The following is a 14,160-nucleotide window of genomic DNA, read 5'->3' on the forward strand; positions in this document are numbered from 1 at the left end:
TGGTCCCTAAAACAAAACATCGGAGATGCCACTACTATGAGCCAGTCAATTCCAGACCGTCAATCTCAGGAACAAGATAACCTGATTAAAGATACTAACGTTAGCGGTGATTTAATCTTCGCTCCCGTTCAAATTGGTACTAAAATTGAGACTCAAATTGTCCAGATTTCAGTTGCTAAAGTTACGCAGCAACCATTGATTAAGGATTCACCTTATCAAGGACTGAAAAGATTTAATGTCAAAGACAGAGATCGCTTTTTCGGTAGAGATAAGTTAATTGCCAGATTATTTGAGGCGGTGAATCGGAGCAACTTGAGTTTAGTGTTAGGGGCTTCTGGAAGCGGCAAGTCCTCTGTGGTGCGTGCGGGGTTAATTCCTGAGTTGGAAAAATCTCTGGAGTCTCAAACATTTTATGACTTCATCTTTACACCCAATCAAGATCCCTTTGAGTCCCTATATCGGTGTTTACTCAGTGAGGAGAAGAATTATAACTTCAGTAAATCAGACGCTAAGATTGCCCTAGAAGCAAAGGCAAATACGTTAAAAGAAGTGATTCGCACCTTAAGGAACGATGGGGAACGGTGGCTAATTTTTGTCGATCAATTTGAGGAATTGTTCACTATTTGTGACGATCCAGATAAACGCAAAAATTTTATTTCAGGTCTGGTTGAAGTTGCTAAGTTTGGTGATAGTTCTGTCAAGATTGTACTGGCAATGCGGGCTGACTTTCTGGAGCAATTGAGTTTCTATCCCGATTTAGGTGCTATTGCCAATCAAAATAATATTCATCTGGTCACTGAAATGTTTCCAGATGAACTGCGACAGGCGATTGAGCAACCAGCAGCCAAGCATGGGGTCGTGTTTGAAGAAGGGTTAGTTGAACAAATTATCAAGGAACTTGATGGACAAAAAGGTTATCTTCCCTTATTGCAATATACCCTGAATTTGCTTTGGAAAAGTGAATGCCAAACTCGCGGTGCTGATGGTCGCTTTGAGATCGAAGACCGTATCTTAAACAAGAAAAGTTATGCAGCGTTAGAGGGGGTAAGGGGAGCATTGCAAAAGCGGGTCAACGAGATATACAGCAATTTGAACCAAGACGAACAGACAACCACTAAGCAAATATTTTTGAAGCTAGTTAATTTTGTTGATACTGATTCAGGCAGTAGAGCAGTGAGCAGACGAGCTTATCGAAATGAATTTGTCGGTAAATCAGTAGAAAAGCTCCTCGAAAAGTTCATTAATAAAGAAAAGTTGCTAGTTAGTAGTAGCGAGTATTCTAGTACGGAAGAAATGCAAGCGAGTGACAGCAAGCGTCTGAAACAACTTCCAACCGTAGAAATTGCCCATGAAATTTTGCTCTCATCTTGGGATGAGTTAAAAGACTGGCTTGAAGAGGAAAAGGATGCAATTATCTTCAAAAATTGGTTGGCTGATGAGACAATACGGTGGCAAAAAATTCGTTTAGAGGATGAGTCTAAAGCTCAGGATGAACTCTTGAAGGGCTATCAATTGGCTAAGGCTGTAGAGTTGAGAAAGAACGATGCTTTTAAAAATCTTGATGGCTTAAGACCAGAAGAAAGTGAATTCATTGATGCCAGTGTCAATTGGCAACAGCAACAAGAGCAGCAAAAGAAAAACCGACGACGAAATACCATTGTAAGCCTCGCTACTTTTTCAGTCATTTCTTTGGGGCTGGCCAGCTTTGCAGGAATTCAACTATTGAATGTTAAGAAGGCTAAACAAAGTACACAAGAAGGACTTATTCGCTCTGCTTGGATAAGTCTTAAGCCATCAAAATGTGATGAAAAAGAATCTATCCGTGGATTTCGCTATCTCTACTGTATTATCAAAGAATTTGATGTTTATCGTCAATTAATTTTGAGTTCTGACTTACTTATTTTTAAAGAGGGTGGTCCCCATGATCGTAAAGCTTTGAATCTTGACAGTGCTGACAAGTTTGGTTATTACAACCCAGAATTTTTAGAATGGATTCAAAAGAAAGCCATTAACCCTAATGACGGCAAATTTAAGGAGCCAATCCAACTAGCTTACAATGATAAAATTAAAGTAGTAGCAAGATCTCTCTACCAAACACATAAAATTTTGTTCCCAACTCCTGAAGGATCTGATGAGTTTAAAGCAATCAAGAAGAAATATCAAGATCACCTTATAAAACAGGATCTTCCAAAGTATTATTTCGAGTACAAGTTCTGGGAACTCGTACAGAAGGAGGATACCCCTAAACACATAACAGTGTCATCAGCAGGTTTTTGGGTTCGGCGCTCTATTGATGGAACAGAAAAACAGTTTTTTGATATCTTGACACAACTTCTGGAAATCTATGATTCAGAGTGGCTGAGTGAACACGAGTGAACAGGGAGCATCTCACTTACGCGATAAGTAATTATACTTAGCCTAAAAGCCACTCTTAATCGTGTCTTGGAACGAAATAGAGGCTTTTAAAGACTGCGTACATGGAGAATTAAAACAAGAATTACCCTCGAAAAGCCTATTTTTCCACTAAGTATTTATGCTCATTGCAAAGGTGAGATGCTCCCGAGTGAACAAAAGTTGCTGGATACCAATCCATCTCAATTAAAACCGAGGAATATGATTAAAAAGATGACGCATGACGACAAACTCCCAACAAAATAACGAATAGCCATAACCCTGCTGCTCCACCGTCCTCACCTGAGCTTGTAAACCCTTTAAGGAAAAATCAGGATTCCAACCCGCATATAAACCCACCCCCACCGGCACATACCGGGAAGCTGTCGCCAGTCCCGATCCCGAAAGACTTGCCGCCACCTGATTGGGAGTTTTCCGATAGATCTGTAAGACCACCTCATCCACAATCCCTTGACGCACCCAAGCCAACCAATTTTGATTATATTTATTCACCGCAAAAGAGTGAGGATTAGGCGAAAGACTCACCACCAACTTGGGATTAATCGCCTTGACATGATCGTGCAACTTGCGGGTTAAATTCGTTAAAGCCTGACTTTTATTACCAAAAACACGCGGAACTGCCCAATGATCATCTAACTGAATCCCCGCCAAATCTTTTTCTTTTAAAATATCTTCCATATTCCCCAAAAGATAGGCTTGTACCTGCGGATTCGCCGGATCTAACCAGACATTGGTTTCCACCACCGTCTTCCCTGCGGGCGTTTTTAATAGCCAATCCGGATGCTTTTTGGCAATAGGATCCTTAGGGGATAACATCAAACCATACTCAAACCAAGCAAATGGTTTCAAACCCTGCCGTAAAGACTCCTTAACCGCTGCCCTCCAGGGATTGCTCAACGGCGGCACAAACAACCAATTCGTCGGACGTTGGGAAGTCGGATAAAGCGTTCCCCTAAACCCATAAACACTAAAATACACCCGGTCATAACCCGATCGCGAAAGATGATTTAACACCTCATCTAAGGACGTAGTGTGATGTAACAATATCGTGCCAATATTGGTTAACCAAACCCCCTTCATCTGCTCATTTTCCACTGCCTTTCGGGGAGCCGCTCGGTGAGTAACCAACAACAAAAAAGCCACTCCAGCAACAATCCCAAACCTCTTTAGGTACTTGCTAAACTTAACCATGATTCCCGATTAATCCCACCAAGATATTTGATAATAGTATTAAGTAGGGAGGCCAAATTATTTGTAGGATGGGTTAGCGGTAGCGTAACCCATGCAGGCGTTGGGTTTCATGCTTCAACCCAACCTACGTTCATCTTATATTTAATTCCACCCACCCACTTATTTTAGTCCGATTTTTAATATTCAGTTCATCATCAGCAAGACCTATTTAGTTATACTAAATCCGTTTATTAAAAACTGATTATCAGTGAACTGGGGTATCGGGTGTATTAGGCTCCCCTAACACACCCAGAAAAGATTTTAGGGAAAATTAACCGACTACGCAGAGAATATCCGATGCGTGACTAGCGGTATTCACTTTGTCATCCACATGGCTAATTTTGCCTTCTCCATCGATGATATAGGTGACGCGCTTAGAATAACCACCCCCATCGACATCATAAGCTTTGGTGATAGCACCATCGGTATCTACGAGCAATTGGAAGGGTAAACCGTATTTTTCTTTAAATTGTGCATGGGAACCCTGGTCATCCCTGCTCACCCCGAAGACTACTATTTCCTTGTCTTGGTATTGTTCGTAGTTATCCCGGAAGCTTTGCGCTTGCTTGGTGCAGCCGGGGGTATCATCTTTGGGATAGAAGTATAAAACTACGACTTTACCTTGAAAATCCGACAGGGAAACGGTTTTTCCAGTATCGTCGGTGGTGGTAAAGTTCGGTGCGATTGTTCCAACGGTTAAAGCCATAACTCCGATTCCTTTACAAAAGTTAATCTATATTGATCATAAGGGATGAGGGTCACAAACAGGGTGTCGGAATTATGAATTATGAATTATGAATTAGGGTGATGGGGAAGTGGGGAAGTGGGGGGGTGGGGAAGTGGGAGCCAGAGCATTTGTACGACTATTTTCCACAGGCAGTTTAAATACAGTGCAACTGAGAAGACGAACAACAAACCTCCAGAATTTGTCCTAGGATAATATTTGTCAGCTAAGAGGGGGATAATATGGGGACATTCTGGTTAAAAGTGAGAACTTTTGGGCAAAATATCTTAATCGGTTTAGTTTTAGTGCTATTAATTGGTTTTTATCACAGCATCAGCGCTAAATCTGCCTCATTAATGATTGTTTATCCTCCCGATAATCATCAAACCACGGCCTCGAGAATCTTTTTTATTGGTTCTGCTCCTCCATCCGGTCAAGTTTTGCTCAATAATCAACCGATTCAACGCAGTGCTAAAGGATATTTTGCCCCTAGTTTTCCCCTAGAAGTTGGCGAAAATAATTTCACTATTCGCTATCAAAACCAAACTATTAATCGTCAAATAATTCGTCGAGATACTCAAGCAATTATTCCCCAAGAATTAGCTTTTGCTGATAACTCTCTCAGTCCTTCTGTCAATAAGACGAGGTTAGTGGGGGAATGGATTTGTTTTAGTGCGATTGCCACTCCCCAAGCTCAGGTTTCTGTGCAGTTAGGAGATAAAATCTTACCTCTTTTACCCCAACCTCAAACCACAAAACTGCCTAGTAATGCCGCAGTTTTAACTAATCTTAATCAAGCGAATTCCGAGGATAAAACTGGTTACTATCGAGGTTGTCAGCAGTTTAAGCAAGAGGCTAACTTAGGAAAACCTATTTTTACAGCACAATTAAATAATCGATCGATTAGTCAACAAGGTCAAGGAGAAATTAATATTATTAGCGATCAAAATTTACCAGTGATTGAAATTATAGTTGCGGAAGGGGTAGCGCGCACGGGGCCGGGTAGTGATTATTCCCGTTTAACTCCTTTACCCCAAGGTACGAAAGCGAGAGTCACTGGGAAAGAAGGGGATTGGTTACGGTTAGATTATGGTGGTTGGATTTTAGAGCGAGAAACCCGTTTAATAGTTAATGAGGTCTTAGATAATGCTAATATTAGCGGTCTCTCTTCTCGAAGTATCAATCAAGCAACAGAAATTATTTTTCCCCTCTCCCATCCTGTACCGATCGCCGTGGCACAAGAGGATGATAAATTTATTTTGACCCTTTATAATACCATTGCCCAAACCGATACAATTTTTCTAGTGGATAATCCTTTGGTCAGACGTTTAGATTGGCGACAAATTAACCCGACCACAATAGAATACACTTTTAATCTTAATCAAAAACAACAGTGGGGTTATAGTCTTCGTTACCAGGGGACAAATTTAATCTTAACCCTGCGTCATCCCCCGGAAAAAAGTGATAATTTACAGGGCAAAGTTATTTTATTAGATCCCGGACACGGAGGTAAAGAAACCGGCGCTGTCGGTCCGACGGGTTACACAGAAAAAGAGATTAATTTGGTTATGTCTAAATTAATTAAACGGGAGTTAGAAAAATTGGGAGCAACAGTTTATTTAACCAGAGAAACTGACATCGACTTATCTTTACCGGCACGAGTAGAGATGATTAATAATCTGCAACCAACCCTAGCAATATCGGTTCACTATAATGCTTTACCTGATGATGGAGATGCCTTAAATACTCAAGGAATTGGCATATTTTGGTATCATCCCCAGGCAGCGGATTTATCAGTTTTTCTCCACGATTATTTAACCAAAAATCTTAACCGTCCTTCCTATGGAGTATTTTGGAATAATTTAGCTTTAACTCGTCCCTATAGTAGTCCTTCATTGTTATTAGAGTTAGGATTTATGAGTAATCCTCAAGAATTTGAATGGATTACCGATCCTCAGGCACAAAAACAATTAGCGCAAGTTTTAGCCGCCGGAATTAGCCAATGGTTTCAACAATCTGGGGTAATTGCTTCCAGTTAAAATTTAATGGCAAGCGGAGGGAGATAAGCTTAAGTAGCTGGTTATAATTAAATTAAAAATGGATTTTAGGTTCGATCCCCCCTGCCCCCTAGGGCTGTTTCATTCTCCCATCAGAATATCAAAAGTAAAAGCGATCACTGTCTTTGTAAAATGAGGAGTGACCGGCAACTTTTCAAATATATGTTGAGCTTAAGAGAAAAACTGAAACAAGTCAAGGACTTTCGGAAAGATAAAGGAAAAAGACACCCTTTATGGATAGTATTAGTAGTAATAATACTGGGAACAATGCTAGGATACTCAGGTTATAGAGAACTGGGAGAGTTCGCTAAAAATAATCGGCACAGGCTCAGTCAAGAATTTAACATAATTCCAGAAAGAGTCCCATCCTATTCAACAATTAGAAGGGTAATGATGGGAGTTGAATGGCAGATTTTGTTAAAAATATTTAAGGAATGGGCATTACAAGAATATGGACAAAGAAGTGATATAAATTGGCTAGGCATAGATGGAAAAAGTCTCAAAAATACTCTAAAGAATCCTAACAATGAACAACAAAATTTTATTATGTTTGTCTCATTGTTTAGTCAAGAAAGTGGCTTGGTATTACACTTAAAAAGAATTGAAAACAAAAAAGGGTCTGAAATCGACGAAGGTCAAGCTATAATTGAAGATTGCTCTCTCCAAAATAAAGTTTTTACTGGCGATGCTTTACACTGTCAGAAAAAAACAATCAGCTTAATAGCCAAGAGTAAAAATGACTATGTTATCACCGTTAAAGGAAATCAGAAAAATCTTTATAAGCGAATACAAGACCTGAGTAATTCCTCAAAGCCAGAAAGTTGTTTTCTTGAACAAGACAATAGTCATGGACGAAAAATATCAAGAAAAATAGAAGTTTTTAAAGTGAGAAAAAATGAAAGACAAGGGTTTGAAAATCTGCGAAGAGTTATTAAAGTAGAAAGAAAGGGTAGTCGCGGGGATAAAACCTATGAAGAAACAGCTTACTATATCAGTAGCCTAACCGAATCCGCTCAAGTATTTGCTAAAATTATTCGAGGACATTGGAAAATAGAAAATCAGTTACATTGGGTAAAAGATGTAATTTTTGAGGAAGATAAAAGCGAGATAAGTGATTTTCAAGCGGCCAGCAATTGGTCAATTCTCACAACTATAGGATTGAATCTTTTCAGAGGTTTGGGTTTTCTCTCAATAACAGAGGGACAGAGGTGGTTAGCTGAACGTTGGGAAAAACTGATAGTTTTATCGACGTAAGAAGCAGAAAAATTAGCTAAATTAACAGGATGTACTCTCAGACAATTTGAAGAGAGATAGGCTTTTAGTGGCTTGGGAACAAGCTTTATCAATTTATTCATAATCAATATTGGCAGAGGATTAAAGATTAGTTATTGTCACTAACTCTTTTGATTAGAAAAAGATAAACTTGAGAATTTTCATTCAAATTTATTGACTCAAAATCCGCTGTACTTAATTTAAATGAATCAACCCTACCCTGCCCCCCTTGATAAGGGGGGTGCCGATAGGCGGGGGGATCTGAAAGTTTTTAATACCCACCTACTTAAATCTTTATGAAAAACCAAGCCCTAGCTGAACAGCCAGTGATAGGATTGGATGGAGTCTTTATTTTAGTCCGAGGAAATTAAATCAAGTCGATGGAAAAAATGTTACCAGTGAACAGCAATCGGACAAAATAACTGCTAGATTACAAGGTATAGTCCATCACTCTCTGGTAGATATTCAAACAGCGATCGCTCTGTGAGAAAAATCTCTGGATTAGCCAACAAATAAAGATAGTTTACCTGAAAATTTCCCAACAATTCACGCCCTTATAGACAACTTGCTCGCAGCCCCCCTTATTAAGGGGGGATTAAGGGGGGATCAAAACCACCTTATTAAGGGGGGATTAAGGGGGGATCAATTGCCCACCTCAAGGTTGGGGTGAGTGAATTAAATTCCACCCTCGTTATTATTCTTCTCTACCCATGACTAACTCTTTATATATCAGCACGACGGCAACGGGAAGCGGTAAAGCGTTAGTAGCTTTAGGAATTATTGACTTAATTCTCCGCAAAACTAATAAAGTTGCTTTTTTCCAGCCAATTGTTCTCGACTGTTCCCAAGGTCATCGGGACGAAGACATTGACTTAATCCTCAATTATTTTAAATTAGAACAAACCTACGAAGAGGCCTTTGGTTTATGTTATGACGAAGTTAAGGATTTATTGGTACAACAAAAATTTGATGAAATCATCGAAAGAATTATCAAAAAGTTTAAAAACTTAGAAAAAAAATATGATTTTATCCTCTGTGAAGGTTCCGATTACCTGCAAGAAAATTCCGCCTTTGAATTTGAACTAAATACAGAAATTGCCAAAAATCTCGGCCATCCCATCTTAATATTAGGTAATGCCCACAATCGCAGTATCGAAGATGCCCTTAGTCCGATCCTGATTTCCTGCGACACCTACCAAGATAAAGGTTGTACGGTGATTGGGATTATTATCAATCAAGCTGAAGAGGAAAAAATAGGGGAATTACGGAAAACCCTGACTAAAATTTTTCCCCCCCAAGAATATGCCCTAGGAGTGATTCCCCACAATGCCAAACTGAGCAGCCCGCGAGTGGCAGAAATCGCCCAACAATTACAGGCAAAAGTTCTCTACGGACAGCAGAGATTAGACAGTTTAGCTAGTAACTTTCTGGTGGTGGCCATGCAGATGCAAAATGCCCTAGAGCGGATAAAAGAAGATAGTTTAATTATCACTCCTTGGGATCGCGGCGATGTGATTATCGGGATGTTACAGGCCCACCAATCAGCCAATTATCCCCAATTAGCCGGTATAGTCTTAACAGCAGGTCATAACCTCAATCCTTCGATCGCCCGTTTAATTGAAGGTTTGCCCGATCCCTTACCGATTCTCTCCGTCACCACCGATACCTACACCACGGCCGAACGCATCCACGATGTGCGGACCACCCTAACCTCGACGGACTACGATAAAATTAACCTCAGTCTGCAGCTTTTTCACAGTAACATCAATCTCGATCGCCTAGAAGCGCAAATTCACACTTTGCGGACCCAGGGGATTACCCCGAAGATGTTCACCTATAATCTCGTACAACAGGCCAAAGCGCAAAAACGTCACATCGTTTTGGCCGAAGGGACCGAACCGCGCATCCTCCAGGCGGCCACAGTTTTAATCGAACAGGATATCGTCGATTTAACCCTTTTGGGACAACCGGACGAGATCGCAATGGTGATTAAAAAACATGGTATCACTCTCGATCTCGATCGCCTGCAAATTATTGACCCCGTGGCTAGTCCCCATTTTGAAAGCTATGTGCAGACCCTCTACGAAGCGAGAAAAGCCAAGGGAATGAATCTCGACATGGCCCGGGATTATGCACAGGATGTCTCCTATTTTGGCACTTTAATGGTGTATCAAGGCGATGCTGATGGTATGGTATCGGGGGCAGTGCATACCACTCAACACACGATTCGGCCTGCACTCCAGATTATCAAAACTAAGCCCGATTGTGCGATCGTCTCCTCGGTCTTTTTTATGTGTCTAGAGGATCGGGTCTTGGTCTATGGGGATTGTGCGGTCAATCCCGACCCCAGTGCCGAGGAATTAGCCGAAATCGCCCTATCTTCTGCCGAAACCGCCCAAAAATTCGGAATAGAGCCGCGAATCGCCCTGCTTTCCTATTCTTCGGGTCAATCGGGCCAGGGAGAAGACGTGGAAAAAGTACGACAAGCGACCAAAATCGCTAGGGAAAAACGCCCCGATTTGAAGCTAGAAGGGCCGATTCAGTACGATGCGGCCGTGGATAGGGAAGTAGCCGCCCAAAAAATGCCGGGGTCAGAGGTAGCGGGCCAAGCAACGGTGTTTATTTTTCCTGACCTGAATACAGGGAATAATACTTATAAAGCCGTGCAGCGGGAAACAAAAGCTTTAGCGATTGGTCCAATCCTACAGGGATTAAAAAAACCCGTCAATGATCTCAGTCGCGGTTGTACCGTTCCCGATATTATCAATACGGTGGTAATCACGGCAATTCAATCCCAATCTTTTTGAGTTATCAGTTAGAAAACGGGTTTCTTTGAGAAACCCGTTTTCTAGAGCTTGTTATGCTTATTTCCTCCCGACCGGGCCGAAGCGGGAATCAAAACTATAATTAGAATCATTAAACCCCAACCATAACCCCGCCTCGATAGCCGATAACCGATCGCTAAACATGGATCCATCTTTCACCCTTACCCTGCAAATTGTCATCACTGTGGTGGCGGGGATTACAGCCCAAGTCATTGCCGAATACCTGAAAGTTCCCAGTATTGTCTTCCTGCTCATTTTTGGGATTGCTTTAGGGTCCGATGGTTGGGAAATTTTACACCCCCAAAGTCTGGGAATTGGTTTAGAAGTCCTTGTTGCTCTCTCTGTGGCGATTATCCTATTTGAAGGCGGTTTAAGCTTAAGCGGACGGGAATTAGGGCGAGTTTCTGGCAGTTTACGCAATCTTGTCACCCTCGGTACTTCCATCACTCTCATCGGTGGCGGTATGGCAGCCCACTGGTTGGGGGAATTTCCCTGGCCGATCGCTTTTCTTTACGCTTCTTTAGTGGTGGTAACTGGTCCGACGGTGATCGGGCCTTTGCTGAAGCAAGTAGCCGTAGATCGACGGGTGGCGACGCTTTTGGAAGGGGAAGGGGTATTAATCGACCCTGTGGGCGCAATTTTAGCCGTAGTGGTGCTAAATACGATTATTGATAGTCATGCCCGCCCCATGGAAATTATCACTGGTTTAACCCTACGTTTAGGCATCGGGGCGGCGATCGGCATTGCTGGAGGCGGATTGTTAAGTTTTATTATAAAAACTTGCAATTTTCTGACTTTTGAGTTAAAGAATCTCGTGGTTTTAGCGGGAGTCTGGGGGTTATTTGGTTTATCACAATTTAGTCGCAGTGAATCGGGGTTAATGGCGGTGGTAATGGCGGGAATTGTCCTAAAAGCGGCGGCAGTTCCCGATGAGCGGTTATTAAGGCGTTTTAAGGGTCAATTAACCACTCTTTGCGTGTCGGTACTGTTTATTTTACTAGCGGCGGATCTTTCGATCGCCAGTGTCATCGCTTTGGGTTGGGGCAGCGTCCTGACCGTGTTAGTCTTGATGCTGGTGGTACGTCCCCTGAGTGTGGCTCTGTGTACCCTAAAAAGTGACCTAAATTGGCGACATAAGTTATTTATCGCTTGGGTTGCCCCTAGAGGAATCGTCTCTGCCTCCGTAGCTTCTTTATTTGCCATTTTACTCACCCGTGCCGGTATTAATGGCGGTGAAGCGATCAAAGCTTTAGTCTTTTTAACAATTTTAATGACCGTTTTTATTCAGGGATTAACGGCGCGTTGGGTGGCAAAAGGGCTAAAAATCACTTCTTCTGCGGCAACAGGGGCAGTAATCGTCGGTTGTAATCCCCTAGGTCGCTTAATCGGTTGTTTATTCCAAGAACAAGGGGAAAACGTGGTTTTAATCGATACGGATGCCAGGGCCTGTGAACAAGCAGAAGAAGACGGTTTGACGGTGCTGCAGAGTAGCGCACTTGATACAAAAATACTGCAAGAAGCCGGCATCGAATCCATGGGGACTTTTCTGGTTTTGACTAATAATAGCGAGGTTAATCTGGTTTTAGCCCAAAGAGCCGGCGAGGAGTTTCATCCTCCCCGGTTGTTGGCTGCCTTTGCGGGAACCCCCAACCCGGATAAAAATAAGGTTAATCAGGTTTTTCTCCCTAGTTTTTCGGTCAAGGAATGGAATCAGTATTTAGACGATAATCAGATTAAATTGGGTAAAACTATCTTTAAAGGCAATGATTTGAGCGAACAACAGACCAGATTAACTAAATTAATTGAAAATGGCGAACTGCTGCCCCTACTATTGCGTCGCGATAATTCCCTACAGGTAGTAACAGAAAGGGAAGAATGGCGCACCGGAGACGAATTAATCTATATTCTGCGCGATTTACGCCCACAACTGCTTAAACGTCTTTCCGGCACTGTCAGAACTCGTTTATCTTTAGAAATCTTACCCGAAGTGGAAATTGTCACCAGTAGATAAGTAATAGGACAAAATTAACTTCTTGGTGAGGATAGGCACTCTGGCAACTTAACTTAGCTAAAAAAAACGGTACACTGATAACTGATAATTGATAACTGATAACTGCTTATGCCTCCCCGTTGGCCCCGTCAACCCGACCGCAAAAACGATCCCGCTTTCCGACGTTTAGATGATCGCATGAATTTCGCCGTTCATGTAGCGGGTTTTTTAGCGATTAATTCAGGGTTGTGGTTTTTTCATATCATTAAATTTTCCGATTGGACTTGGTTAAATCTGTTCACGGGAATTTGGGCTATTCTATTGGTGGGACATTTGATTTATATAGCGGCGATCGCTAACTACTCGGTAACATCCCATGGCTAATACAACTCAGGACATCGAAAATCTGGCGGCCCAAATCGGCGACAATATCTACATTGACGTGGCTAAATGGCATCTCTATCTCCGGGAAGCACATTTACACAGCGTCGTTGCCGAAAAAGTCTTCCCTTTGCTCGAAAACGACAGCTTAAGCGAGAATGCAGTCATGTCTATCCTGCGGGAGATAAAAGTCACCCTCGGAGGTGGTCATCTGCAAGTTTCCCTAGCGGATTTATTACCCAGCAAATGTCAGATAGATTTAATCGATTTGCTAGAAGAATACCAAAAAAGTCGCTAAAATTACCCAATAGTATGCCCGATAACTCGCAGACTAGGACTAACAGGCTAAAGTAGTTAGGGTTGGCTGAATAAATCTAAAAACATTGTCCGATAAGTACTGGTCATTGGAGTGATCCGGGGGAAAATTCAGGGACTTTTCCCCTGAAAATGGCTAAAACCCTACACCCCACACCCCACTTCCCCACTTCCCCACTTCCCGTTACAGTAGAGCAGGAAGTCGCCTTCCCACCCCCTGCTTCAAAACCGGACTTACGACTTTCGCCGTATCCGGCTCCTGAGTAACTAGGCTACTGTCATTAGTAGAATAATAATGGGAATTATTATTTCCTTGTCTATTCAACCCTCTTGGCTGTATCCCCACCAGACAAGATTGTTGGTTTTAGGGCGTATATGACCGTTGATTGTTGCTTAGACTTCCTAGTTACCCGTCCTTTGTCAGCATATCTTTGATATTACTCAAAGCCTTGGCTTTTAAGGACATCCTCTCCCTCTATTGACTTGCGGATGGTTTCCTACTGCCCCGAACGGGCAGAGTCAATCAGGGTTACTTCGTTCCCTATAACCATTGGTTGAACCCTTAGGATGATACTGTCCACAACAGAGTAACGGGAATGCCTTACTGATAGTGGTATGAGCTATCAGCCCCAACTCTGTTAACTTTTGTTTCGAGCCTGTCAGCCTTTTGGCTCGTGGGTGTTGACGATGGTTAATTCGTATCTTCGCCCCAGGGCTATCCATAGGTTCTGGCTCAACGGGTTTCTGATTTAGGCTATCAGATACCGCTTTTTTTTCCTCGCTCACTACCTCAGATGTACCAAGTCTAAAGCAGCAGGAAATGCCGTCACTCTAGGCATCTAGAGGACAGGACTAAGGTTATTACTAACCCGCACCTGTAGGGTTATAAAGTTATCAAGGTACTACATTTACCAAGCGGCTAATCCTCTAAACGTCTTACTGTCTAGTTTCTAG

The 14,160-nt window shown here is 42.2% G+C and carries 9 protein-coding genes; 7 read left to right on the forward strand and 2 right to left on the reverse strand.

Features of this window, described 5'->3' with window-relative positions; genetic code table 11:
* Positions 1-36: 36 nt before the first annotated feature.
* Positions 37-2,376 (forward strand): ATP-binding protein, encoded by a 2,340-nt coding sequence (locus MAE_RS26585; protein ID WP_012268242.1) that lies wholly within the window; start codon positions 37-39, stop codon positions 2,374-2,376.
* Positions 2,377-2,598: 222 nt separating this feature from the next.
* Here MAE_RS26585 and MAE_RS26590 read toward each other — a convergent pair whose 3' ends face one another.
* The gene (locus MAE_RS26590; RefSeq protein WP_012268243.1) at positions 2,599-3,603 is read right to left on the reverse strand and encodes a glycoside hydrolase family 10 protein; all 1,005 of its coding nucleotides are present in this window, start codon (positions 3,601-3,603) and stop codon (positions 2,599-2,601) included.
* 310 nt (positions 3,604-3,913) lie between these two features.
* Positions 3,914-4,348, reverse strand: coding sequence for a peroxiredoxin (locus tag MAE_RS26595; protein WP_012268244.1), 435 nt, complete (start codon positions 4,346-4,348; stop codon positions 3,914-3,916).
* Positions 4,349-4,608: 260 nt separating this feature from the next.
* Between MAE_RS26595 and MAE_RS26600 the strand changes: the two genes are divergently transcribed.
* The 6 genes from MAE_RS26600 (at position 4,609) to MAE_RS26630 (ending at position 13,189) form a co-directional block, all read left to right on the forward strand.
* On the forward strand, positions 4,609-6,405 hold the full coding sequence (locus MAE_RS26600; RefSeq protein ID WP_012268245.1) for an N-acetylmuramoyl-L-alanine amidase: 1,797 nt from the start codon (positions 4,609-4,611) through the stop codon (positions 6,403-6,405).
* 180 nt (positions 6,406-6,585) lie between these two features.
* Positions 6,586-7,677, forward strand: coding sequence for an ISAs1 family transposase (locus MAE_RS26605; protein WP_012268246.1), 1,092 nt, complete (start codon positions 6,586-6,588; stop codon positions 7,675-7,677).
* A gap of 728 nt (positions 7,678-8,405) precedes the next feature.
* Positions 8,406-10,502: a phosphate acetyltransferase gene (gene pta, locus MAE_RS26610; protein ID WP_012268247.1), complete on the forward strand. Its 2,097-nt coding sequence runs from the start codon at positions 8,406-8,408 to the stop codon at positions 10,500-10,502.
* Positions 10,503-10,662: 160 nt separating this feature from the next.
* Entirely contained in the window at positions 10,663-12,531 is a 1,869-nt protein-coding gene (locus MAE_RS26620; RefSeq protein ID WP_012268248.1) for a cation:proton antiporter, read from the forward strand.
* 108 nt (positions 12,532-12,639) lie between these two features.
* The gene (locus MAE_RS26625; protein ID WP_002761850.1) at positions 12,640-12,894 is read left to right on the forward strand and encodes a hypothetical protein; all 255 of its coding nucleotides are present in this window, start codon (positions 12,640-12,642) and stop codon (positions 12,892-12,894) included.
* Complete coding sequence (locus MAE_RS26630) at positions 12,887-13,189, forward strand: DUF3181 family protein (RefSeq protein WP_002761852.1); 303 nt, start codon at positions 12,887-12,889, stop codon at positions 13,187-13,189. Before MAE_RS26625 ends, MAE_RS26630 begins: the two co-directional genes overlap by 8 nt.
* Positions 13,190-14,160 lie beyond the last annotated feature (971 nt).

This window comes from Microcystis aeruginosa NIES-843, from assembly GCF_000010625.1.
In the GTDB taxonomy this organism is placed as follows: domain Bacteria; phylum Cyanobacteriota; class Cyanobacteriia; order Cyanobacteriales; family Microcystaceae; genus Microcystis; species Microcystis aeruginosa.